10 protein-coding genes and 1 pseudogene are annotated in these 26,522 nt (G+C 58.4%); 7 read left to right on the top strand and 4 right to left on the bottom strand.

Translation table 11 applies throughout. The features are described 5' to 3' along the window. Positions 1 to 3: 3 nt before the first annotated feature. From MQW79_RS04310 to MQW79_RS04285, 6 genes and pseudogenes are all read left to right on the top strand, one after another. Positions 4 to 11,262, top strand: coding sequence for a calcium-binding protein (locus MQW79_RS04310; protein ID WP_476587028.1), 11,259 nt, complete (start codon positions 4 to 6; stop codon positions 11,260 to 11,262). 128 nt (positions 11,263 to 11,390) lie between these two features. After that, positions 11,391 to 11,730: pseudogene (locus MQW79_RS04305) on the top strand (hypothetical protein); the annotation flags it as partial. A 388-nt stretch (positions 11,731 to 12,118) separates the two neighbouring features. After that, positions 12,119 to 12,865, top strand: a complete 747-nt coding sequence (locus MQW79_RS04300) for a DUF6088 family protein (RefSeq protein WP_476587027.1) — start codon at positions 12,119 to 12,121, stop codon at positions 12,863 to 12,865. Next, positions 12,831 to 13,958, top strand: coding sequence for a nucleotidyl transferase AbiEii/AbiGii toxin family protein (locus tag MQW79_RS04295; RefSeq protein WP_476587026.1), 1,128 nt, complete (start codon positions 12,831 to 12,833; stop codon positions 13,956 to 13,958). The genes MQW79_RS04300 and MQW79_RS04295 overlap by 35 nt, the downstream gene beginning before the upstream one ends. A 719-nt stretch (positions 13,959 to 14,677) precedes the next feature. After that, on the top strand, positions 14,678 to 15,007 hold the full coding sequence (locus MQW79_RS04290; RefSeq protein ID WP_476587025.1) for a hypothetical protein: 330 nt from the start codon (positions 14,678 to 14,680) through the stop codon (positions 15,005 to 15,007). A 298-nt stretch (positions 15,008 to 15,305) separates the two neighbouring features. Continuing rightward, a complete protein-coding gene (locus tag MQW79_RS04285; protein WP_476587024.1) occupies positions 15,306 to 16,943 on the top strand; it encodes a hypothetical protein in 1,638 nt (545 codons plus the stop codon). Positions 16,944 to 17,570: 627 nt separating this feature from the next. Here MQW79_RS04285 and MQW79_RS04280 read toward each other — a convergent pair. The 3 genes from MQW79_RS04280 to MQW79_RS04270 form a co-directional block, all read right to left on the bottom strand. Continuing rightward, positions 17,571 to 18,077 carry a hypothetical protein gene (locus tag MQW79_RS04280; protein WP_476587023.1) on the bottom strand — a complete coding sequence of 169 codons (507 nt, stop codon included), beginning with the start codon at positions 18,075 to 18,077 and terminating at the stop codon, positions 17,571 to 17,573. A gap of 66 nt (positions 18,078 to 18,143) precedes the next feature. Beyond that, positions 18,144 to 19,301 (bottom strand): hypothetical protein, encoded by a 1,158-nt coding sequence (locus MQW79_RS04275; RefSeq protein ID WP_476587022.1) that lies wholly within the window; start codon positions 19,299 to 19,301, stop codon positions 18,144 to 18,146. A 208-nt stretch (positions 19,302 to 19,509) separates the two neighbouring features. After that, a complete protein-coding gene (locus tag MQW79_RS04270; protein WP_476587020.1) occupies positions 19,510 to 21,807 on the bottom strand; it encodes an nSTAND3 domain-containing NTPase in 2,298 nt (765 codons plus the stop codon). Between the two features lie 191 nt (positions 21,808 to 21,998). On the opposite strand from MQW79_RS04270, the gene MQW79_RS04265 reads away from it, so the two are divergent. After that, a complete protein-coding gene (locus MQW79_RS04265; RefSeq protein WP_476587019.1) occupies positions 21,999 to 26,048 on the top strand; it encodes an NACHT domain-containing protein in 4,050 nt (1,349 codons plus the stop codon). Here the strand turns inward: MQW79_RS04265 and MQW79_RS04260 are convergent. Further along, positions 25,939 to 26,283 carry a WGR domain-containing protein gene (locus MQW79_RS04260; protein WP_476587018.1) on the bottom strand — a complete coding sequence of 115 codons (345 nt, stop codon included), beginning with the start codon at positions 26,281 to 26,283 and terminating at the stop codon, positions 25,939 to 25,941. The genes MQW79_RS04265 and MQW79_RS04260 overlap by 110 nt on opposite strands. Between the last annotated feature and the right edge of the window lie 239 nt (positions 26,284 to 26,522).

Here is a 26,522-nt window from a genome sequence, read left to right as displayed (position 1 = left end):
CAGATGGCGGCCCAGGCACTGACGCAGGCAGATATCGATCAACTGGCCGGCTATGCTGATGCCGGCGATCGCCAATCCTACTATTCCTTTCTGGCGCTGAAAGGATACCGATACGGCAACTTAGCCCTAGAAGTCGTGACCGATGTAGGTTTGTCCGGAAGCGTGGCAAACGTCTACGCGCAAAAGGTGGCCGATCTGCAGGGCATCACAGTCGACTGGACAGACTTGAGCATCGAACTGATGCAGTCTGATTTCTCTGCTCGACGTGACCTCTGGATGGCCCAGGGCGGTGGCGCGGCGGTTGTCGCTGATCTCGATAGCGACGCGATCCAACTCTACCACAATCTGGTGTTTGACGGTTTCGGTCTTCATAGAGACGCCTGGACCACGAATATTTTGCTCGACACTTACCCACCGGGCAGTGTTGAACGTGACCAGCTATGGGATAGGCTGCTCAATCACGGCAGCACTATATTCGATGAGTACTGGGACATTGCCGGCGAACTCGCCAAGCGGACCGTCGTCGAACTCGCTGGGCAGCAGCATGTAGAGCCAACCCTCGAAGTTCTTGAAAATGCCCCATCCGCATTTCTTCTGAACCATCTCATGGCCGCTGGCCTCGTCGTCCTTGTCAAATCAACCGACTCCGTTGTTCGCGAGGTCGTGGAGAGCGTCGGCAACTTCATTCTAGAGCGTACGTCGGATTTCGACAATTTCGTCTTCGGGCCCATGATGCCGCTGGTCGTGGGTACCGAACTCGACGATGTCGCCATCTCTTTCGCAGCGCAGGAGATCCTGACTGGCGACGGAAACGACGTCGTGTGGTCTTTCCTTCATCAGGCCAAACCCAATGAGGTTCGCGGCGTCATTGACACAGGAGTTGGAGACGACCACGTCCTCATGCTTTTCGGTGACGCCGCTGATATTCAACTGGGCGCGGGAAACGACACCGTGTGGCATGCCACGCTCGGCTCCACGATCACAACCGGTTCCGGAGAAGATACGATTTTCTTCAGTAGCGGGGTTCTCGTCACTGACGCCGACGGCTACGACCGCGTGAAGTTCGGCGGCTGGGAGCTTGAGCTGGCCACCACTTGGAAGTCTTCGGAAAGCGAGTGGGCTTTCGGAATGATGGGTTTTGTTAAAGTCGGCTTCAATCCCGACGGCGAGATGGTCATTGGCTGGACCTGGGACAGCGACACCGAAGACTACATGTACCTGGCCAATGCCAATCGTGACCCGCTGGCGGCTGGCGAAGACCTGACTGCAGGCATCCGCGTTGCGTCCCTCAGCATTTCGGCGCATCCGCTGATTTACTTCATCCGCAACAATCTCTCCATTGACACCAGCACCTGGTGGCAGTTCTGGAGCCTGGCGCTCAAGGAAATGAGCACTTCGGCGCGCGTGGCCGGTTCCGATCCGTTGGTGCTAGATTTGGATGGTGACGGGATCGAATTGAGCTCCATGACCACCGGACGGAGCCCGCGTTTCGATACCGACGGCGACGGCTTCGCCGAATACACCGGCTGGGTCGGTGCCGATGACGGCATGCTGGCGCTCGATGCCAACGGCAACGGCCTCGTGGATGACGGCTCGGAGCTTTTCGGAAACGCCTCGCAGACCGGCTTTGGCGAACTGGCAACGCATGACAGCAACGACGATGGCGAGGTCGACGCCAGCGACGTCGTGTTCAGCCAGCTCCGCGTGTGGCGAGACCTCGACCAGGACGGCAAGACGGACGCCGGCGAGCTGTTCACGTTAGATGCCCTGGGCATTACCAGCATCAGCCTGACATCGAATGCGGCCAGCACCATCAATGCCGGCAATACCATCACCGGCACCGGCAGCTTTACCCGCACCGATGGCTCCACCGGCGCCTTGGCCGACGTGGAGCTCAGAATCAACAATGTGGATACGGTCTATACCGGCGATCGCTCGGTGCTGACCGAAGTCGCCCAGACTATGCCTAACCTCCAGGGAAAGGGCACGCTGACCGACCTGCATGTGGCGATTTCTCGCCAGGGCGTGAACGGCGCGCTGGCACAGGCCATCAACAGCGCCTTGCCCACGCTCAATGTCCCGGACATTGACCTGTTGAGGGACCGGGTCACGCCGATCATCGACGCTTGGCTTGACGCCTCGCCTGGCAGCAACGGGCCGGCAAGCCAGGATGTGGCAATCTTGGCGGCACAGACTGCGCACGGCTACACCGTGCAGTCCTTCGCGCTCCAGGTTACCGAAACGGTCGGGGGCCAGATCCTTACCTACTGGAAGCTGGCCAATGGTGCCGCGGTGCGAGACGCCCAGGGCGCCGTCATTTCCCATCCGACGCTGGCTCAGGTGTTGGCGCAGCCCGTCGTCGCCGGCAGCGACGCCACCTGGCAGGTCATCGACGGCTCGACCTTCGATTTCCTAGAGCGCTATTTCGGCGAACAATTGCCGTTGGACGGCGTGGAAGCGCTCAACCCAAATGCCGCATCGGCATTGGCCAATATCCTTAACACCTATGTCGAACTAAGCGAAAAGCTCGCCGTGCGCCTCGCCGTGCAAAGTCCGCTGGCCGAGTACTTCGAAGGCATCACCTATGATGCCGGTCGCGACAAGTTCATCGCTACGAGCGGCGCTGGCCTGGCACCGATGTTCAAGGCGATCTTTGCCGGTGCCCCTGGCGGCACCGTTGAGGCCAAGGATTGGCTCGACGACTGGATGCCCGTTGTCAATGCGATGCTGCGCGACTATGCGCGCACGCAGTCTCATCTCAGTGTCAACAATCCCTATATGCTCACGGCAATCATCGCCGCGCACGAGGAAACGGGGATCAATGTTGACCTGGCCACGGTCACATCCGCCTTTGGCGTGGGCGCCGGCACTCTCAAGACCGGCAGTGGTACCGTGACCGGAGGGAACGGTAATGACGTCATTTACATGTCGTCGCCCAATTCGACCCTGAAAGGTGGAAGCGGCGGAGACACCTACATTGTTGGTGGTTCCATCGGGCATAGTGTCATCGAGGACGTCGACCAGCTCGGCAAAGCTTATGACACGCTACGCTTTGCGCGACACAATATCGACGACTTGTCCTTTGGCCGTATCGGCACAAACGTAGTGATCACGGTAATCGCGACCGGTGAAACGATCACCCTCAAGGAACAATACCACCAAAGGCTTGTCACAATTTTTGGTGGAGAGGCGAGCTCGGACAAAGGTATTACTGAAATCGTCTTCGCTGATGGCACCGTTTGGACCGATGCAAATCTGATGCGTGCCGTCAGCGTCGCCGATCCTGCTGGAGGGACGCTGACCGGAACCGACCACAGCGACTACATGGATGGCGGGGCCGGGAATGACACGTTGACCGGTGGCAGCGGCGGCGACTTCTATGTCTTCGGTCGGGGCTACGGCCAGGATACGATCCAGGATCGCGGCGGCAATATCTTCATCGAAGATGCCGATTTTCTTCAGTTTGGCCCGAATATTAAAGAGAGCGATCTCATCTTCGGCCGGACCGGGACGTCAGGAACGGTCACCATACAGATTGCTGGGACGGATGACGTTCTGACGCTACAAGGCCAGTTTTCCGCAACCTATACCGGTGTGTTCGGCGCACACTTTATTGACCGTATCGAGCATTTCATGTTCGTCGGCGGATATGGCGTCACTCATGAACAAATTGCGGCGCGCATAGTCCGTGAGCAGCAGACGGAGGGTGACGACACGATCTATGGCTTTGATCTCGAAGACCGGATCGATGGTGGCAAGGGTAATGACACCCTGCGGGGTGGCAATGAGAACGACACATATGTGTATGGCCTCGGTTACGGCAACGACACCATTGTTGAGGGACTGACCAACATCCTTTCGGGTGGCTTCGATCGCGTTCTGTTTAAGGACGGACTTGGCCCAGAGGACATCAAGTTTATCCGCAATGGAGGCGACGCCGACCTAATTCTTGAACTTCCGAGCGGAGAAACGCTGACAATCGTCGGTCAGTTCGGTGCGACTTACACAGGCGTACTCGGAACACACTGGTTCAACCGGGTCGAACAATTCGATTTCACCGTCGAGGGTGAGGCGATGTCTCTCAATTTCCTCGATATCATGCAACGCACGGTCGCCTCGCAGACTACAGTTGGCGACGACCACATCTATGGCTTCGCGTGGGCCGATGTCTTGGATGGCGGTGCTGGGAATGATTTCCTTTCAGGCGGAAACGAAAGCGATGTCTACCTGTTTGGATATGGATCGGGTCATGACATCGTAAAAGATGGGCTGACCAATATCCTGTCCAACAATAGTGATACAGTGCGGTTCGGCCCCGGGATCACAGCCGACAACATTTCGCTCTCTCGCAACGGCCGCACCAATGACTTGGTGATTACGCTTGATAGCGGGGAAACTCTGACACTCCAGGGTCAGTTCAGCGCTGTGTATACTGGCGTGTTCGGCGTGCGCTATTTCGATCGGATTGAGCGCTTCGAGTTCGTCAATGAGGGCGTCACGACCATATTGAGTTCCCGGCAGTTGGAACTGCGCCTGCTGCAACAGAACAAGACGGCCGGTGATGACGTAATCTACGGATTTTCCAGCGGCGACGTTCTGGATGGTGGCGCCGGGAACGACTTTCTATCCGGTGGCGACAATGATGACACCTATGTTTTCGGCTTCGGCTATGGGCACGATATTGTGTCAGATGAGGCTCAACACGCACTTAGTGGAGAATACGATCGCGTCATCTTTAAGGCTCCTGTGACGCCCGAGGACGTAACCTTCAGTCATATCGGGAACACTGGTGACCTGCTGATTACTCTGACCGACGGGTCGACCCTGACTATTCGCGGCATGTTTGATGGTGGCGTGATCGAAGGCAATATCGAAGAGTTCTATTTTGAATCGACAGAGTCGTTTCTCTACGAACGTGACATTGCCCGATTGGCCTTGGAAGGAGCTGCGACCAGCGGCAACGACAACATCTATGGTTTTGCGAACCGAGGTGACGTGCTCGATGGTGGGGCTGGGGACGATTACTTGGCTGGAAATGAAGGGAGTGACTATTACCTCTTCGGCCGTGGATCTGGCCATGATGCGATTTTTGATTCCAGCGGTTCCGCAGACCGCGTAAAATTCAAGGCAGACGTGACCCCCGAAGACTTGGTCATAAAGAGGGGTTCTAATGGATTGGATCTGAAGATTGTCATTGCCGAAACGGGCGAGTCTCTAACAATCGGCAACCAAAACTGGAGGTATACGATTGGGCAGCCGCACAACCAGATTGAATACTTCGAGTTTTCGGATGGCACCTTATGGACCGCCGCGCAAATGCGGAGCCGCATCCTGGTGGAAGAATCCACGCCCGGGGACGACACTATTGTTGGCTTCTTTGAAAGCGACGTCCTGCATGGTGGAGCGGGCAATGACGTCCTTAGGGGCCGCGGCGGCGGTGATGTGTATTTGTTCAATTTGGGCGATGGGCAGGATCAGATACACGCTGAACCTCTTTACATCACCTGGTCTGACGTGGACCGAGTTGATTTCGGACCAGGTATCTCACCCGAGAATGTAACCTTCTCGCGCAATGGCCAGAACCTGATTGTTTCAATCAACGGCACAAGTGACACTCTGACTATAGTCGGTCACTTCGACTATGAGAAAAACATCGATTCATTCCGCTTCTCTGATGGAAGAGTGCTGACCGACGCAGAAGCGGCGGCTCTAACCATGACGGGCAGTGGCGCAAATGAAGTGATCAACGGCCTCAGCAATTCGGAAGACATCCTCATTGGCGGGCAAGGCCACGATACCCTGATCGGATTTAGCGGGAACGACACCTACCTTTACAACCTGGGCGATGGCCACGAAGTCGTTACAGACGGGGAATACGGCGCTGATACCGACCTAATTGTCTTTGGCGCCGGCATTTCGGAGGGAGATTTGATCCTGGTACCGGCAGGGCCGACACTGAAGGATCTATTGATCACACTCCCTGATGGCGGAACGATCACGATCAGCGGCCAGTTCCAGGGTGGAGGCCGCGGTATTGAAGCCTTCGCCTTCAGCAACGGAATCAGGTGGGAGCGGGATGACATCCGTATTGCGGCTGGGGTGGTTGCGAACCAGGTCGTTGGCACGTCGGCGGCGGAAACACTAACCGGCACAATAGAAGACGATGTGTTGGGCGGTGGTGGTGGGGAAGACACTCTGGTCGGCCGGGCTGGTTGGGACCGCTATATCTATGACGGCACTGGCAATGTAACGATCGATGAAAACGGTATCACCAGCGACCGTGATGTTCTCGATCTGACGACCTTTACACGCGCCGAAGTCACGCTTAGCCGCTCGGGCAATCACTTGCTCGCCGTGGTAACCGCCACCGGCGCGACTCTGGCGGTTCTCGACCATTTCAAAGGAGTGGCCGATGGTATTGAAAGTATCGAATTTTCCGACGTCGACTTGGACTGGCACGAGATCGGAATTGCCACAGCTTTGGGCGGCACGGCTGGCAACGACACTATTAATGGGACATCTGTCATCGATTTCTTCAACGGTGAACTGGGGAACGACTGGTTCGCGGGGGGAGCGGGAGCAGATGTTTTCGTTCATGAGTTGGGACATGGCGACGATACAATTGCAGATGGTAGCGGGTGGGAAGCGAGTGTGGGCGACACGGTTTACTTCCGTGGGCTCCTACCTAGCGAAGTCTCGCTTGTGCGTGACGGTCGCAATTTGATCTTCACGGCGTCTCGGGCCAATGCGGGCGTGGAGATTGTGTCAAAAGTGACGGTCATTGACCAATTTTGGCAATCGTACTCCTCCGGGGTCGAACGTGTGCTTTTTGATGATGGCACCGTTTGGACGACCGATACGCTTCGCTCTATGGTAATGGCGGCTCAGTCATCTAATGGTGATGACACAATAAATGGTTTCTTTGTCGACGACATCCTGAGCGGGGGGCTTGGGGATGACAGCATGTATGGGGGCAGCGGAAATGACACCTATGTCTATCATGCTGGTGACGGGCACGATTACATATGGGAGACGCACAATGACGGCCGCGACACCCTGCAGTTCGCTGACATCGCAAGCAATGAGGTAGCCTTTTCATACTCGGGAGACATGTTGACCATCGCGGTTGTACGACCAGGCCTAGAGGGCAGCATTCGCTTGGCGAACCAACTCACCCATTACTACGACTATGGGGTGGAATATGTTCGGTTCTCCGACGGTGTGCGTATGACACAGCTGGAAATCGCCCATCGTGTCATTGCCGAGGCCGCGACATCCGGAAATGATGTTATTGAAGGTTTCGGCAAAATATCGGACACGTTACGCGGCGGGGCTGGCGACGACGAGTTGCGTGGCGGGGGGTATGAGGACACCTATATATTCGGACGCGGAGACGGCCACGACTATATCGTGGAGGATTACGCTCAAAGTACTGGCGATATATTGGTCCTAGAGAATTGGACCGCCGACCAGGTGCGGATTGCACGCAGCGGCGAAAATATGATCCTGACTTTCCTGGATGCAGGTGGTCTCTTGGAGGCTGACACCAGCGTCACGATCTGGAGCGGTTTCTACGGTGCTCTAGAAAGAGGTATTGAATTCTTCGAATTCGGCGACGGCGTCCGCCTGTCACGTTCCGATATGGGCGGTCGCTACCTTGCCACGGCTCCGACGGAGGGCAATGACACTATTGCAGGTTTTGGCGATCGCAATGATGTCGTTGAGGGAAGGGGCGGAGATGACCTACTGACTGGAGGGAGCGGCCACGACCGGTTAGATGGCGGCGAGGGCGACGACTTTCTCGATGGAGGCAGTGGCGATGACCGTTTGCTTGGAGGTGCCGGCAACGACACCATCTCGGGGGGCGATGGAGCCGACTATCTCGATGGCGGCGAAGGTGTAGATACGGCAGACTACACTAACCTTACAGGCGATGCGGAATTCGATCTTGACGCCGGCGTTGTTTTGGTCGCCGACACATCTGAGATCATGATCAATTTTGAGAACCTCAAGGCAGGCTCAGGGAACAACAATATAAGAGGTACGGTTGGCGACAACCGGCTGGAAGGTGGGGCGGGCTCAGATACTTACATCTTCGCACCGATGTCTGGACATGACACAGTGTTTGAAGTGGGTGGCCATAGCGGCGAGGATATGGTGGTCCTCCAGGGCTTGCCGCAGGATATTGTCGCAAGTCGGGTTGGGGAGAACGGGCGTGATCTGCTGCTCGCATTCTCGGCAGGTGGCAGCGTTCTGGTCCTTAATCAATTCGCTGGATCTACGCCGGTGGTCGAGCATGTGCGGTTCGCAGATGGCACGGTCTGGGATTTGCTTGCGATGAACAGTGCTGCGCCGCGTTTCGGTACAGGGAGCGCCGACACCTTAATCGGAACGGCCGCCTCCGAGACATTCGAAGGGGGACCAGGCGCCGATATTCTTCAAGGAGGAACGGGCTCAGATCGCTACATCCACCACACGGGTGACGGTCAGGATGTGATCATTGAAGCCGGCGCAGTGGAGGATGTCGATGTCATCGATCTTGTTGGCATAAATTCAAATCAAGTCAGCTACGCGCGTTCTGGCGATGATCTGTTGGTCCAGATCGGCAATGGGCAGAGCTCTTTGCGCGTCGTGGACCATTTCTTCGGCCAAGGCACGGGAGTGGAAGAAGTCAGGTTCGGCGACGGGACAGTTCAAGATACAGGGGACTTGGTTCTCGCCAACACGTACTGGGCAACTGCTTCCGACGATGTTTTCGTCGGTACAAGTGGCGCTGATAGCTTCGCGTTAAGAGGCGCTACAGACTTGGCAACGGGCGGCAACGGCAACGACACATATATTCTGGTCGGATCCATAGGGAATGGCACGATCGTCGAATTGTCGGGCAATGCCAATGTCGACACGGTGACGGTCGCCGACCATGGTCCAGCTGATGTCAACTTGACCAGAACACTGTCTGGCGATCTCGTCATTTCATTCGGCTCGCCCGGGCGGCAATATGTCGTGACCGGTCATTTCAGCGGCTCCGGCGCTGGCATTGAGCAAATGGTTTTTGCTGATGACACGATCTGGTCCCGCGCAGACATCGCGCGAGCCAGTGAGTGGCATGGGGTTATCACGGGTACCGATGGTAGTGACTCGATTGTTGGCTCCAGTGCAGTCGACCGTATCTTCGGTGGTCGGGGCGACGACCTGCTGAACGGCTCCAGCGGCAACGACACCTACTATTATCTTCGCGGCGATGGGCACGACGTCATTGACGAAGGCAACAAGGGCAGCGCGGATAAGCTTATCCTCGAGGATATCCTGGCCTCCGAGGTCACTCTGGTTCGCACAGACACCAATTTGACTTTGGTTGTAGGTGAGAGCTTGCCCGGCGCTGGCGACGATGGGTCCATTTTGATCAAGGCCCAGTTTGCAACCTCACTCGTAGCTGGTGGCGAATGGGGCGTCGAACAGATTATCTTCGCCGACCAAACTATTTGGACGAAGGCGCAGATGCGTCAGATGGTGCTCGATCAAGCCGAGACTGCTGGCGACGATACGATCGTAGGCTTCAATTCTGCTGACACATTACAGGGCGGTGCTGGCGATGACCTGCTGTATGGCGCCGCAGGGAACGATACTTATAAATACGCGCTTGGTGACGGGCACGACACAATTACCGAGCAGTCCAGTAATGGCACAGCCGACAGGCTGGTTCTGGAGGGAATTCTGCCCGATCAGATTACCTTCATTCGCAACGGCAATCATGTAATCCTGGTGATTGCCGAAACGGTTCCAGGCGCAGCAGACAATGGCTCAATCCTGCTCAAAGACCAGCTCAACACTTCAGGTCTGACTGGAGGCGGCGAATGGGGTCTCGAGCAAATTGTATTCGCCGACCAGACCACCTGGACCAAGGCGATGATCAGATCAATGATTACTGCCGACGCTACGACTGGGGATGATCGCCTCTACGGCACAGTCGGGTCTGACACATTGGCGGGAGGAGTCGGCGATGACTTCTTGTCGGGAGGAACCGGCGATGACACCTACGTGTATAACATTGGTGACGGTCACGATGTGATCGCCGAGGGTGGGTCTGAGGGCGAGGCTGACAGGTTGCACATAACGGGCATCAATGCCTTCACGCAAACGGTCATTTCCGCCTCGGGGCATGATTTGCTTATCGAAGTCGACCCTTCATCTCCAAGTGCTGGCAATGAAGGCTCCATTAGGATCAAGAACTTTCTCAACATGGCCGGGAACTATGGCGTTGAGACTATTGTCGACGGCGATAGCAATACCTTCTCCAAGGCCGACGTGTTCCAATTCCTGTTCGGCAATAGCGACGGTGGCCTGACAATCTGGGCCGGCCCAGGCGACGACACGCTGATTGGAACGGGGCAGAATGACGTTTACCATTCAGGCGCTGGTGAGGACAGACTATACGGCGCTGACGGGGACGACACTCTTGTTGCCTATGAGGGCGACGACCTCATAGAGGGCGGAGCTGGCAACGACTGGCTAGTGGGTGGTCAAGGCAACGACACCTACGTGTACAGTCGCGGTGATGGGAATGACACGATCATAGAAGGCTCATTGGAGGGTAGTGCGGACATACTGCAACTCAATGGCGTTAATGCGTTTACTCAAACGGTCATTTCGGCCTCAGGCAATGATCTCGTGATTGAGATTGATGCCACTTCTTCCGGTGCCGGGGACGGAGGACTAATTCTACTCGAGAACTACCTTGATATGTCCGGCGATTTCGGCGTTGAAACCATCGTCGATGGCGACAACAATACCTTCAACAAAGAGGATGTGTTCCTGTTTGTGTACGGCAACGGGGATGGTGGTCTCACCATTTGGCGCGGTGCAGGGAACGATAAACTGATCGGTACTGCTCAAAATGATGTGTTTCACTCGGGCGAAGGCGATGACCATCTGATCGGATCCGATGGAGCGGACACACTCGTCGCTTATGAGGGCGAGGACATTCTGGATGGTGGTGCCGGCGATGACTGGCTGGTCGGCGGCGAGGGTGCCGATATCTTCGTGTTCCGATCAGGATTTGGGCAGGATGATATCAGTGATTTCGAAGTGGGTGTTGATGTCATCGAATTCCACGGTCATGGAACGCTCGACTTTGCCGGGCTTATGTTTGGTGCCGAAGAATGGGGCGGGAATGCCTGGCTGCAATTCGACAATGGAGATGCAGTGATATTGTATGGTGTGGGTGTCAACGACCTCTCCGCATCCGACTTCCGGTTTATGTAGCTGTACCATTCGTTTTCTGTGAAGCAGGCCACGCGCTTGCTTCACAGATGTGTTTAGTTATCGCCGTAATCCCCCACCCAATCCGGAGCGGGTCCAGTCGGGAATTTCCATTCATAGCCGGTTTTGTCCTTGAAAAGCGTGTGCGTGATCTCGAACGCATGCTTGGCAAGAAGACCATGGAAGCCGAGATCCTCAAGGGAGCCCTTGAACTCGCCCGCCCAAAAAAAGGACCTCACCCTTGCTGTCGTGGAGCAATCCCGAGGACGATATCCAATGAGCGCCATTGCCCGCACTCTGGGCGTCTCCAGGTCGAACCTGATCGAGCGCGCCAGCAAGCCGTCCAAGCCTCGCGGCCTCTATCGCAAGGCCGATGATATGGCTCTCCTTGCCGAACTGCCTCCAATCATCGACCAGCGACCCACTTATGGCTATCGTTGCGTGACGGCATTGCTCAACCGGCAGCGGCGACAGCGTTGTCACTGCCGACAGCGGCGACATTCTTTTGGCCAGAATCGATCGAAAGCTCGAGAGCATCTCATTGGTTGAAGCCGGTCGAGCTCCCATAAGTGACTGTATCTACCGGATCAGGGTTTCGTCAGAGATTTCTTGAGAACTGCTCAAGGCTATGCGGATCGTCGAAGGCGGTCGTCTAATTGCTGCCGCCTCAAGAGGAATTGGTGCTCGCCTTATTGGTAAAGCCAAACTGATGGCGATCCAGTTTCCCATCGAGATACCGTCGTAAGCTCAGCTGGAAAGGCTGACTGAATTCTGTCCAAAATATATATAGAAATTTTGGACACCCCTTCCAACTGTCCAAAATTTCTATATATATTTCGGACAGTGGGAGGCGAATGAGATGCCCGGTCCAACGTCCGATACCGCCGCAAAGATTTTGAAGCGGATTAATGATGCCGCGCCCAACGGAGTTTGGTCTCGCGCCGACTTTTTGGATCTTGCTAGTCCCACAGCAGTTGAGAAAACGCTGCAGCGACTGATGATGAGGGGTGAAGTCAGGCGCCCGCACCGGGGGCTTTATGACAAGCCTGGCACGAGCAAGCTGACGGGGAGGCTGGTGTTTCCTCCGCGGTCTTCGTTTGTGGACGCAATTGCTCGACGCGACAACCTGCGGGTGCTTGTGGACGGTATGACGGCAGCTAATGATATTGGGCTGACGACCGCAATTCCTGCAAGGTCGACCATCTATGCCGATACCCATCCCAGAACCATAGAAATAGAAGCCAGCTTTGGAGATCCCGGTGCGTCGATACCGGTGATTTATCGACTGGATTTCAAACGGGTTGCTGCAAAGAGTGCCTTTTGGGCTGGAAGGCCGGCGATGCGCGTCGTTCAGGCACTAAGCTGGTTCGGCAAGGAAGATTATGGCGAGGCTGTGTTTGCCCGGCTTACGCGTTACTTAGACCGCATTGAGAGCGGCAGCGTCGTCGCGGACGACTTGATCGCCAACGCCCAGCTGCTGCCCGCATGGATGTATCCAATAGCTCGACGGCTGTCCGATACACTCTTCCCCCACCATATTGCTCCCCCTCCAACTTTACAGCCAGGACAACATGAAACAGGGCTTCCTGACCCTACTGAAAGCTGACCCCTCAGATAAGGTTTCGGTTTTTGAAACGGCCGCCTCCAGGCTTGGAACGACGGCACGCAACATCGAAAAGGATTTCTATGTCTGCCTGCTGCTCCACATTCTTTTTAACGACCGTCCTTCGGACGGCGTCAGGCTCTACTTCAAGGGGGGAACAAGCCTCAGCAAAGGGTATGGCTTGATCAAGCGGTTTTCCGAGGACATCGATATCGGAGTCTACAAGGAAGACCTTAATCTTCCACTGGAGGCAGATATCGAGGCGCAGGTCTCTAACAACCAGCGCCAGAAGATGCTGGAGAGGATCGATGGTGAGGCCGCGGCATATTTTGCTGGGCCACTTCGCGATCTGATATCGCGGGAGTTGACCGAGATTGAGCGGGCTGCGGAGCTAGGGGCACATTTCAAGATCGAGTTCGGAACTGACAGACACGGAAAAGAAGCGCTCGACGTACTTCTGGTCCAGTACAAGAGCGCCTTTTCCATCGATGATGAGTACGTCAAGCCTTCCGTTATGATTGAAGGAGGCGCCCGCCCAGACCCTGATCCGGTCAGCGCGACAGTCATTAAGCCTTACATTGCTGACGACTTGCCCGACCTTGATCTCGAAGTCCCAGGCGTGACGACCGTATCGCCGGAACGCACTTTCTGGGAAAAGGCGCTGATCCTGCACGCGATGACCGAGACCACAGAACGTCGTACCGCCCGTGGAGAGAATGGAGGTACAATTCCTGACCTGAACCGTTACTCACGGCACTACTACGACGTGCATCAATTCTGGATCGACACATCACACGGTCGAGAAACCGCAGCCAATCTGAAAATCGCAGAAGCATGCCGGAAGCACAAAGAGATGATGTATCGTGCACCTGATCACGGCTACGAAAACGCCGTGCCCGGCAAATACCGGCTAGTACCAACTATCGAAATGGTACAAAAACTGCGATCCGACTATGAAAAAATGGCGGCTATGATCTTTGGCGAGGCTCCAAAATTCGAAGATGTCCTCAATAGCATCGAGCAGCTCCAAACGTTCGTAAATGTCGACTTGGTTCCGTCTACGCGGCCAGACGCAGACGATGGTCCGAGCCCCTGACGAAGCAATGGTGATCGCCACGCCAAGCCCCTAGTCGGCGAGTAGCGCGGCAAGATTTTCGCGGAGCACACCGCTTGGCAGAGCTCTGTCCGCTTGGTGAAGCTAACGCGATCGGTTGACCGGCCATACCGACAGCCTCGCCGCTGCCAATGCGCCCGTGCGGGAGGCCAGCGGGCAATTGACGGACGGGATTTCCCAAACGGACGTTCCGTTCTCAATCTTCCCCGCATCCGGTCGCCCAAAGAATTTCCGCGTCCCACTGCTCGGTTCGGGGAAAAGACCCCGCCTCGGCGGGGTCCTTGTTTGGGAGTAGGTGCGCTCGGCACACGCCGGAAGAGCAGCTGCCGACCCCAATCGCGCCATTTGAAGAGGTCGATGATGCTCCCGAAAGCGGACCTTGATCTTGAGCCTGCTGGTAAACTCGGAAGCACGCAGTTGGAAATGGCATTCCAGTCCGGTCGGAGAAGGTCATCCTGACATGTCAGTTGGTGGAGGGTCATGAGGCGCCCTCCACCGGGCATATCTTCGCCTCGAAAGGAAGGCCGAAGCGCGATTTGACTTTATTTCCTGCCCAAGAGCGGATTGGTCTAATTTGGATTAGACCAATCCGCTCCGCCGTCACGCTCCGGCCAGACCCGTTTTTCGCCGTCGCGACGAGGATGACCGGCGCCGGGGATGCCACTAAAGTGGTGCGGAGCCGTTTCTTCACCGGACCAGCCATGACCGATTTGCCCGCCCGCCTCGAAAAGCTGCGCTTCATCATCGCCGAGCTCCAACTTTCCTTCGCCGTTTCCGAGGCGGCGCCAAGCTCGTGGGAGGCCCGCCTCGCGGCCAGGCACGTTCTGGTGCGGGCGCGCGACTTCATCGCCCATGCGCGACAGGTCCGCAAGCTGGTGCGGCCCTTCGGCGCCGAACCGACCTTCAACGAAAAGAAGGAAACCTACGCGACCTGGTTCGACGAATATTTCGGGACCCTGCGGGACAGGCTGGGCGCGCATGTCCAAGATCTGGACTTCGGCCCTGCGGATCGAACTCTGGAACGGGATTGACCTTTCGAAAACCGGGTTCTTCGTCGAGGGAGCCGTCGAAACCTACGACGCGCTGGCTGCTTTCAATGTACCGGGTTTCGTGGCGTTGCCCGCTGTACCGGCCGAGCTGGCGACCCCGGCATTCCTCCAAAAATTGGACCAGTTTCGGGCGAGCGGCAGCGAGCCGCGTGCCGAGTTCGCCTCCGACCCGCTGGCCATGGCCAGGCCGGGTACGTCAAGCGGGTCGGGGATAACGCCCGTACACGAAAGGGCCTCTCAATTGACCCTCATCGCGCGCTGGGTCGAATGGGACCTTGCCTTGCTCGACCGGTTCTCCTCGTTCCCAGATACCCGCCGGATACTGCTTTCGCGGCTGGTCACCGATGTCCTCAGCTACGCCGATTGCCTCGTGACGCGACCGGTTTTGGCCGGCGCGCCGCAGGACATGCCCGGCTTCAACGACCTGATGGCTTCGGAAAGGGAGGGCCCATCGCCGGCCTTTGCCGCCTTCCTCGCAGGGTACCGCTTCAGGGCCGTGGCCGACGGGTTCCGACCGCTCAGGAACGAAGCGGGCGGGCATCTTGATATCGACCCGTCCGTGTCGATGGCCGGCATTTGCGCTCGCCTCGATGCCGTAGACGTCGAGGACCTGACGACCTTTTTCGTGACCATGCGAAACGTGTTTGCGGCTGCTTGCATGGAACGCAACTATCTCAAGCTTTACCTCGCCGATGGCCAGCCCATACGCGGCGGTGTCCCCGTCCAGCTGGATTCGGTCAAACCCTATGGCGGCACCCAGGCGGACCCCCAGCCGGAACTGGTCCCGGTGCATGAATGGGAACGCGGCGACATCGAGGCCGCGATTGCCCTGGCCCTTTCGGCCGACGAGGTGGCTGCCGACGCCGCGGTCACTTCCTTGCTGGAGGCCTTACGTCAGCAGCGCGGCGACCAGTTTGATGTCGTGCGCGGATCCGAGGGATGGATGAAGCGGGACACCCGTCATTTCACGCTTGCCCATCAGGTCGTGCTCGACGCGTTGCTTGCTGCGCGAGTGCCCGAGACCGTCGGGGGGCTCTTCGAGCTCCTGCGCCTATCGGGTCGCAACTGGCCGGGCACGGCCGCCGAAACGTTGATCCGCTATCGCAACGCCGGCGTCTATTTCTCGGAGACGCCTAGTTTCATCAGGGTTCTGGCCGCAGTCATGGACACCGATGCCGCGCGTTTCGCCGACCCGGTCCGGGCGGCCGCGTCGATCCAGAGGTCGTGGCCCATGCGCAGGGAAGCGGTCATCGGCTTGTTTCGGGCCCATGTTCGCGAAGAGGGCCTGCGCCGGATCAACGATCGACGCGATTTCATCGACCTCAATGTGGAGATGGCGCCGTTCCTCGACGGTTTTTCGCGTCAGCAGGAGATCGAGCTCCTGATGGCGATGACCAGCGTGGTCTGGGATTACGACCTCTCGCTGATGGCCAGCAAGTTCGACGCGGACCTGGCGCCGATGCGCCAGCGCCTTCTCGACGCCGTTACGGGGGAGCTTCTGGCCGCCGGTCGGCAAGATGACGTCGCGCTGGCCAAGCGACTGGTCGACCAAGCCGAGATGGTCGGTCTGGCGCTCCACATGGCCCAGCCGAGCGACGGTGCCGAATATGTCGGCTTGCTCGAAGCCACGAGGGCCGGTGACATCTTCGTTGCGCAGAACGAGGTCTCAGCCGGCAATCTGATCAAGTGTTTTTGGTTGCTCGACGACAAGCAGTCCGCGCTCGCGGTTGCGACCCGCCTCGCGCAACGAAATCCGAGCGACGCAGGCCACGAGCTCTTCAGACTTGAAATAATGTCCAACATTTCCGGAAACCGGACTCAGGTTTTAGCCGGTGCGGCCCGTCTTCGCCGCGATTTCACGCTGACGGCCGAACAGGATGGTCGGTTGGCGGCGTTGATCGCCGATACCGAGCCATGACTTTTGCGACCGGATGGTGCATCCGGCGTCGTCATGCGGCTCAAATTGAGCCTGCCGCCTTCATATCTGCCAGCAAAATGACCAACTCCACCGGACAGAACTGCCTTCAATTGGCAGTATTCATGATCACATGAGGCGGGAATTTGCTTTGAAAAATACAGACGCCGAGACAGACCCAAAACACGTGCCCTTTCCTGCGGGCCTCATGCCGTTAGCGGACCGACCGCTCCCCCCCCCCCCGAGGCGCCGGTCTCCACCCGACCCCATTTGAGCAGTTCACAGTTCACAACGGCGCGCTTGAAAGCGGACGTTTGTTTTGCGGGACAACTTAACAATGAGCGCGGTGTTGTGACGACAGCCGCAAAGGCCCGCAAAACCCGCCGTCCGGGGCAGGGCGCTTGCATCTCCTGCCCTCAAGGTCCCAAGGATTGCAATTGTAAGGATAACGGGACGGCACGAATGAGTATGATTTTTGGGGGGCGATTTACCGGACTTCGGTTAATGCCTGCATGCGCTGTTTCCCGACCGGCTGCCGAAAACCGGCAGGGCAGGGACCTCACCCCTTAGCATGATACCACCTCATCGAACCGGCTCGGGGCGGCTGGGCCACGGCGGGAGCGTCGCCCGTCAGCGTCGCCCGCGACCTCTCGGGATCCCTAGCATCGATTCTTCGGTGTCGATGTTGTGCAGGATGACGTCCTTGAGCTCCCGAATGATGTCGCCGGCGCCGAGCGCTTCGGAAAAGCTGCCCAGGATGATGTTGAGATTTTCCAGCACGCCCTTGATGGCGTCCCACACGTCCCACCAGCGAGTAGTGTTCAGCAGCGCCCGAACGCGATCGGACCAGAAGCCGACATAATAGAGCTTCACCCGCAGGGATCGGCCGGATAGGCCGAACCGGCGCAGGACGGAATCGCCAACGTCGTCGATCGCCCCCTCGACACGATCCCATTCGGGCTCGGCCTCCTCGAGCGCGCCGAGCAAGTAAGCGATGCCGTCGCCGTGGAACCGGATCGGCAAGACGTTCGCCCAACGCGCTTCACGGATCACCATGTCGAACCCCGCACGCAGTTGCTTGAAAAACGTCCGCAACAGCGTGCGGTCATCCAGCTCGAGATCGAATTCGAAAATCATGGTCAACCCTCCATCGGCAGCGGACCTGCCGGTCCGATGCCGCACTATCTTGCCGTACCGGCGCCGTCACGCATAGAAGGCAAGCTGGTCCAGGGTCAAAATCGCCTGTAGCGCCCGCACCATCGTATATTGTTCCGCGGCAACGGCCCCATGCCCGACGGCATGGCGCGACCCTGCCGAGCGCACGTCACCCGGCGAAAAGCCGGCATAGACGTGGCCCTTGAGATAGCGGCCGAAGGCCACCGGAAAGAACAGCGTATCCTTGTCGCCCGCCCGCTCCTCGGCCGAGGCGATCATGAATTCGAGCAGTTTGTCGACGCGATGGGTGCGCTCGCCCGTCGCCGCGAAATAGGCGTCGGCCATCACCCCTTCGATCTCGCTCAGCACGATCTTGATCACCGATACCGCGTCACCTGCCTTATAGGCGCGAACCGCGGCCGCAAGGATCGGCTCCTTGGCTTTCAAATGCTGCCGTCCCGCCCAGCGGGCGAACATCCGGTCAAGCCGCGTATCGTCGAACTTGCTGAGCAACTGGGTTTCCGCCGCCTCCCAGCCCCAGTCGGTCCCGTAGACCGACAAAAGCGTCGAAAACTCGGAACTGACGAGTTCGATGAACGGAAACCACCCGGCTTCCACCAGGTGCGCGAACCGCTTGTCGTGCTCGAGGGCTGCGTAGAGATCGGCATATTTCATGCGCCGATAGAGGGTCCCGAGTATCCGCTTGGCTTCCTCGATGGCCAGTTCGCCGTCGGTATTGAAGTCGAAGTAGAGACCAAAGCGCCAACCTTCCCGGAAAATACAGACGATCCGATCCTTCGGTCCGATATCGACGAGCGGAAACCACATTCCCGTCACGTCGGCGATATCGCTCTCGAACAGCACGCTGCCCGCCTCCACGCCACCAGGCCGCTTGAGGGCGGCATAGTTGCACACGGCGGCCGCATCGACCCAGAGTTCGGCTTCGTCGTTCGGGCGAATGACAAGCAAGACCGTATTGGCTTGGCTCAAGGACTTGGACGTTCCCGCCCGCTCCGCCGCGTGCTCGATGACCGATGCAAGATTGCCGACGATTTTCTGGAAAAGCGCCTGATCCGAGGTCAGGGCCAATCGATGCCATACCTTGGCTTGCGTCCCGCCCCGGCCTGCCTCGGCGGCAACACCGATGAGGTTGACCTCCGTCAGCCGGATCGGTTCGCCGGTATTTCCGATTTGCAGTCGATCCAAGAGGGTTCACCCGCGTTCGTCACTCGTTGGCCATGATGACGAAAACCGACGGGCTTTCAAGCAGGTCTACGGATCTCTTCACGCCCGGCGAGGCGTGCAGGACGCAAATTCCACGTTCTCGTACCCACCGGACAGTTCTGCCGCGATTGAGTTTTCCATACTCGAAGGGTCGAATTCGAGCCGGCTCGACCGTGGAGGGGCCAGAGGTTTACTCCCGCCTGCGCAGCGAGGAGAACATCGCGCCAAGGTCGCTGTCGGAAAAACCGGTCAGCGAACGCGACCGGGCCCGACTGTGGCCGTCACCCGGAGCGGGCACGCGATGGTCTCCGAATGCCTCTTCTTCCTCCATCCGCATCTGTTCGGCCCATGCCAGCTCGCGCAGCCGGGCATCGAACTCCCGACGTCTTTCGGCGGTCGTTGCCGTCGAACTATAGCGTTCGACCATGTCGAGCTGCTCGAGCCATTCCCCGATCAGCTGTTCGGGATCGTCGTGGCGAGTAATGGTGTCGACACGCATGGGCTCCAGAGCCTCTTCGACAGCCTCGTCGAAAAGTTCGACGAAAGCTTCCGACATTTCGACACGGGCAGCTGAGAGGTTCCGGGCCAGCTCACCTAATTCCTCGAGCTCAAACGCATATTCGCGCTCCTCGGCCAAATAGAGGTGCAATCGTCGGCGGAGCAACCGGCCGAACGCGCGCGCATAGGGTAGCCCGCTGAACCGCCCCTCGAGCACGGCTTCGATCAGCGCGGGCAGTTTGCTTTCGAGCGTGAAATAAACGGGGGAGTTGCTCCCGCGTCGCAGCCTAGCGCAGGTTTCGGTACTACCCGTTACCAGCACGAGCCCACCCATCAAATCGGCGAGTTCATGCAGCGGCATGCGCCCCTCCAGCTTGCCGGCGACGACCAACTCGAGCAGGGTCGACGCCACCTCGAGTTTGACTGGCGGCGAAGCGTTCGAGCGCACGGCTTTCCACAGCCCCGCGGCCGTACGCCAGCGCGGAACGGAGGCGGCGACCGTCCTGATGACGGTGGCGTCCATCGCATCGCCGGACAGGAAATCCTGCACCGACGGGTTGATGAAGGAGAGCCTGTCACCCTCGATGACGACGAAGGAGGACTTTACCTCACGCAGGGTGTCCTCGAACATGATTGCCCGCAGCCCCTCGGGCGCCACGACACCGAAACGGACCATGCACCGCTCGAAAAAGGGTCGCAGACCTTCGATCGACACCGCCGCGTCACTCCATCCGATCGGCTCGGAAAAGAAGGCGCAATAAAGCAGCAGCCGTGCCGGCTCGGTAATATGGTGACGGAACGCTTTCTCCCAGATCCGGTCGGGGCGATCGAGATTGGCGATGAAATGGTCGGGATAGTCTTCGGGCTCGATCCCTTGCTCGCCCGTAGCATCGGTCATCCACTCGATGATGCGGGGCATGTAGTTGGGATGATCGACGATACGCCGAACCGTTGGCCCTTCGAGCAGCGCTTCGACCGCACGCCGGTCGACATCGGCGTGATAGAGATGATTGTAGAGAATGCGCGCCTTCAACTCGCGGGTATAGCTGCTTAGGTTCAATACGATCTCGGAAAGCCGGACTTTCCGGTCGTCGAAAGCTTCCGAGACGGTAACGGCGCTTTGCCAGATATATGCGCGGGTGGTCAGGATGAAGCGCTTGGCCTCGGCCCGGCGTATCATGCCCATGAAGCGGACGATCTTGTTGTCCTCTTGGGCCAGCCTTGCGGGGTCAAGCTGGATTTTCCCCAAGAAGTCGTCGAAGACGAATATCTGTCTCCGGTCGGCATCGAATGCTCTCAAACCTTCTTCGACTGAACCGATGGCAACAAGTTCATAGCCATCTTCGATATGGTCGGCCGCGATGAATTGGGAAAGGATCGTTTTTCCGACGCCGGGCGGACCGGAGATGATCAGACAGTGGCTTTCGGCGAGGATTTTGCCGGCTTCCTGAAGGCTCGGATTGGCGACGAACACCTTCAGGATACGATCGATATCGTCAGTGTAAGCCGCGGTCTGGACCGAAATGTCGTTCATCAATAGACGGTGGAGCACCGCGGCGCTCGTCAGCCAGAGCTTGAGGTTTCGCTTCTCGACCTGGGGATGCGCGGCAATCCGGGCGTTGAGTTCGGTGCGTCCCCAAATCCTCGATGTCGCGACCGACTTGTGACCTAGCAAGTCGACCAACGTATCCTTACGGTCGACCGTGAGGGGTTGGGATGTCAGGAAATAGTACTGGGCCGGATCGAGCGCCGCGACCTTTGCGGCCTCCTTCCTGGCAGCAGTCTTAAGGTCTTCCCAGGTGCTGCCCTTATAATGTTTGGCCTGAAGGATGACGTCGCCGTCTGCACGCGAATGCCGACCGTCTATTCCCCGGTCGGCACCCTCGGAAAACCGTTCGAACCGCAAACCGGTTTCGGCATCAAGCAAGTCGATGCAAAGTCCTTCGAATTCGATCGGGGAAAGATTGCCGAAATCGTAGCGGTCGGCCATTGGCGCAGAACTCCTCAGACGGCAATTTTAGTCGACAAACCGCCGATGACCATCAGGAAGACGCTGCCTTGCTCGATTTTCGTGGGTAACGGGCCGCACGACGCCGCGCCTGACAGTCGCACTACCTAAATCGGTGCAAGGCGGCGTTTTTCAGCTTTCGAGGGAAATGCCGGCAATCTAGCGTATCCGGCATGAAAATCGCTCCCCTGGACCGACGCGTACAGATCGAGATCGACGGCCGAACCGAAGTATGGCCGCTTAGCGCCTTGCGTGACCGGCCATTTCTGGTCGTGCTCGGAGAACCGGGCATGGGTAAGTCGACTGCGCTCGAAAACGAGGCCAGTGACGAGAACGGCGAAGTCATAACATGCCGCGAAGCCATGAACGGCGTTCCTCTATCGGGCCGGTCCACGGTTTATCTCGATGCACTTGATGAGTACCGCACCGGCGACGACGGCAAGGACAAGCTCTTGCGGCTCGCGACCAGTCTGATCGAGGCCTCGGCAGCTCGATGGCGCCTGACCTGCCGGGCCGAGGACTGGAATGAAGCCGCGGACCTGAAGGCCATGCGCAGGGCTGCCGGCAATGCTCAGCCGGTGGTCGCGACGCTCCTGCCACTCGATCGCGAGGAGGCCCTCGCGATGCTGATCGTGCTTGAGGCCGACGACCCCGAGGGATTCCTCGAGGAGGCCAGTAGGCGCGGCGCCGATGCCTTCACCGAAAATCCGCTCAGCCTGGTGTTGCTCCACTCGGTCGTGGTCGTCGACAAGAAATGGCCGGCCAGCCGGTTCGACCTCTTCGAACGCGCCATTCATGCCCTGGCCCGTGAGCATGACAAGGTCCGCGCCACCGATCGGCGGCCCGATGCGCAGGCAATCATCGATACCGCCTCGATGGTCTGCTTTCATTATCTGGCCACGGGCGCAAAAAAGCTTTGGAGGTCTAATGGGCTGCCGCCGGGCAACAGCGAGGAATACCTGACCCTCAGCGCCCTGGGCGTCGCGCCGGACTTGATGGAGGCCACGATCGACACGGCCCTTTTTCGCGGGGAAAGCCATGCCTTCGAGCCCTTCCACAAGACGGTCGCCGAGTTCCTGGCGGCCCGATATCTTGCCAGAGCGGTCACGGGCACCGCGACGCGAGCCGCATTTCCGCTTCGCCGTGCACTTTCCTTCATTTCGGGGACCGACCGACAAGCGCCCGGCGAACTACGTGGCCTTTATGCTTGGTTCGCCGCGCATCTGCATCGTTTGGGGGATCGGCAGGCGGCTTTGCGCCTGATCGCGAACGACGCGGCAACCGTGCTTGCCTATGGAGATGCTGCCGCCTTTGATACGGAAGGCCGACGCGCCCTTTTGCTCAATCTCGACCGTGACGACCCTTACTTCCTGTCGTCGCATCAAGGGACGACGGTCTTGGGCGGTCTTGCGGGGGAAGATCTGGTGCCAGATTTCGTCGAGATCCTGGATCGCGACATCCGCAGTCACCTCCAGCTCACGGTTCTCGAAGCGCTTGCGGATGGTCCGCCTGTCGCCGGCATACAGTCGAAGATGTCCCAGGTGATCCGTGACGCCGAGCGCCCATCCTGGTTGCGCGAGCGGGCAGCCGAAGTCCACATCGCTTCATCCGCCGATCCGGCCAATGCCTGGCGCGGCTTGATGGACGACCTCGCGGGCCGGCCGCCCGATGCCGCACAGGTCCTGCTGCGGGCAAGACTGCTGTCCTCGAAAAAGGCCGTAGACGTGCGATCGGATGACATCAGATCGATGCTGGTCGACTTCGACGCCTTGCCGACCGACGAGCGCGAAGAAAAGATCGATCGGGGAGAGTTGACGAGCCTGGCCTATTCCCTCCGGAAGCGCGGACCGACCGATCTTTTCGATGGACCGCTCGCGGTCCATAAAGGCCGATCCCTCAGACGAAAATTCGAGATCCGATATTTCATCGACCACGCCCTGGCCGGAAATATCAAGCGGCACCCCGATGTCGAAGCCGACAGGCTCTGGACCTGGGTGGTCAATGCCCGGGAAAATTATTGGGACATGCTGGACGGTTCCGTCAGCGAGGCGATACGCGGCTGGCTCGATCGGGAACGACCGGTACGTGAACTTGCCCTTTTCCTCGCCATCGCGGAGGCGGACACGTCGAACGATCGGCCATGGTCGGTCCGCAACGCTTTTGCGACCACGACAGGCCATCATCCGTCGAATGAGCTGATCGACAGTCTTGTTGCACTCTCCGAACGAGGAGGTACACGCCTGGATCCGCAGCAGCTGCTGCGCCTCGCCGCGTATGTCGCACGATCCGGGCAGGCGTGGGAAGCGATGCGCCAAGGGCTCGTCGACCGCCTAGAAGAACAGGGCGGCAACGCCGAATTCATCCAGTCCTTGCTAGCGGACCCTCAAGCCGAGTATCGTCGGCAGGAGGCTGATCGCCTGGCCAAGAACGAGGCCCAAGCCGAAGCTTCGCGTCAGCAGAATATCGCATCGCTGACGCCGCAGATCGGCGCGATAAGGATCGGCGACGGCAGCGACAAGAAAACCTTCGGTACCTTGGCCTGGGGTGCGAGGCATTATCGCAGCGCAATGGTCAACGACAAGTCCGGACCGCTGAACACGATCACCAAGTACACCAATCCCGAAATTGCCGCCGCGATCGCTGAAGGATTCGTCCAGTTCGCCATCCGGGCGCAACTGGAGTTCGACGTTGTTGAGCTCGGTAGGATCGAAGCCAAGCTCAGTGCATTCACCACCGAGTATATCGTTGCCGCCGGTCTCCATCAGGCACTGTCGAACGGGCGGGCATCGGAGTTGGAGACCACACCGACGATTTGCGCGCTGGTGGCACTGAGGCAAGATTATTTCGGCGGCGACGATGGCGCCATGCTCGACAAGTGGGCCTGCCGGAAGCTTTGCGTCGATGTTGCCGCCGGGGCGGATCTGCTCTCGAGCTACTGGACCGCCGCTATCGAGGCGGGCGACGACGATCTCGACGGCTTTCATAAGCTGATGAAGCAGGATGCCGCCGGGCTCGTTCACGCGTGCCTGACGCGGCTCTTCGGCACCGGACCAGATCTTCCGGCGTCGGCGCTCAGCCAAGCGCTCGTAGCGGCTGCAGCGGTGATGACGGACGCGGAACTCCAGGAAATCACGGCCACCAACCTCCGTCGTCCGAACCTGTCGGAGAGCGAGCGGCAGCATTGGCGCTTCATTGCGCTGACATTCGATCCGAATGGGCCGATGTCGGAGTTGGAGCCTGAAGTTCTCGAGGGTGTCCTTACGGGCGTGGATGGCGAGGTGGTCCAATCGTTGAGAGAGCGCTGTCCCGATCCCGATTTGCTTGACTTGCTCCGCGTTCGCGTTCTGGGCGCGCGGCATGCCGCAAGGGAAGACGATTGGCACGGGACGCATCGGCCGAGCGCAGCGGTGCGAGCGGCCATCGAGCGGCTCGGCGCATCAACCAACACGAACGCCGGCAATGATCTCAAGGCTCTTACTCCTGTTGTTGACGCCAGCTGGGGGCCGCAAATCGCACATGCCGCTGCCGGGCACGCCCGAACAACGCGGGAAGTCGCCTATGTCAGGCCTCTGCTTGTCGACATCGTTGCCGCGCTCAATGGCGGACCGCCAGCGACTCCGCTCGATCTAGCAGCCATCGTGCTTGATGATCTCGATCGTTATGCCGCCAGTTTGCGGACGGCGAGCGACATGCCATGGAAGCGGTACTGGAACACGGACAAGGACGGGGCGGCGTTCGAGCCGCAGATAGAGAACGAGGACCGTGATCGACTGCTCGAGTTGATGAGGTCGAGGCTCGAAAAATATCGCATTGCGGCGACGGACCCTGAAGCGCGTCGGGGTGAAAACACCCGAGCAGACATCTTGCTTCTCAGCCATGCCGGCAAGAACCTGCCGGTTGAGGCCAAACGGCACTACAATCGGGAACTCTGGACGGCACCATTAGAGCAGTTGAGTGGCTATGCCGCCGATGTAAACGCGCACGGATTTGGCATCTATCTCGTCTTCTGGTTCGGCAAGGAATTCCTGGTACCGGCAAGGACAGATCGCAAGGCAAAACCCAAGACTGCCGGGGAGCTGGAGACCATGTTAATTGACGACTTGCCGGTCCACCTCAGGGACAAGATCTCGATCGTGGTCCTGGATGTCTCGCGACCGGCTGAAATGGTCGCAGCAATTGCCCGCCGGAAAAAAGCAGCGGCGAGAAAATCGGCGGCGGAGTGAACCGTCCGACGCTCAATCCGCAATCTCGATACCCCCTGTACCGCTTGTTTTGGACCACTCGTTCCCCAGCTACCTCCGTCTCGGTGGCTGTTTTATAAGAGTATGCGGCTACCCGGCCTAAAGTGCCGACCCGTCCCCAGTTCCTTATCAGGCTACGGCGACCAAGCTGGATGTCGATTCCATAGAGGCGCGATGTTGCGGGCGGGCTCGATGCGCACCAATGTGAGAGGTGCAAAATCCATGCACAGCAAGATGAGCATCGGTCTCGCGTCCGCCAACCAAAGTCTGGAACCGCCCAGGCACCCCCGGTTCATTTTCGTGACAGGTCTATCGGAGAACGCTTGAGCAGAGGCGGGCAGGCTAAATCTGCAACCTACACCCACTTCAACAAAATATTCTCGTCGTTAGATTCTGAAAGCACGCGCTGTAGCTCACGAATTGAATATAGCTTTATGAATATTGTAGATTATCTGT

The organism is Devosia sp. Micro-HW1, from assembly GCF_056341075.1.
The sequence above is the reverse complement of the archived record's forward strand: the minus strand, read 5'-3'. Positions and strand labels throughout refer to the sequence as shown.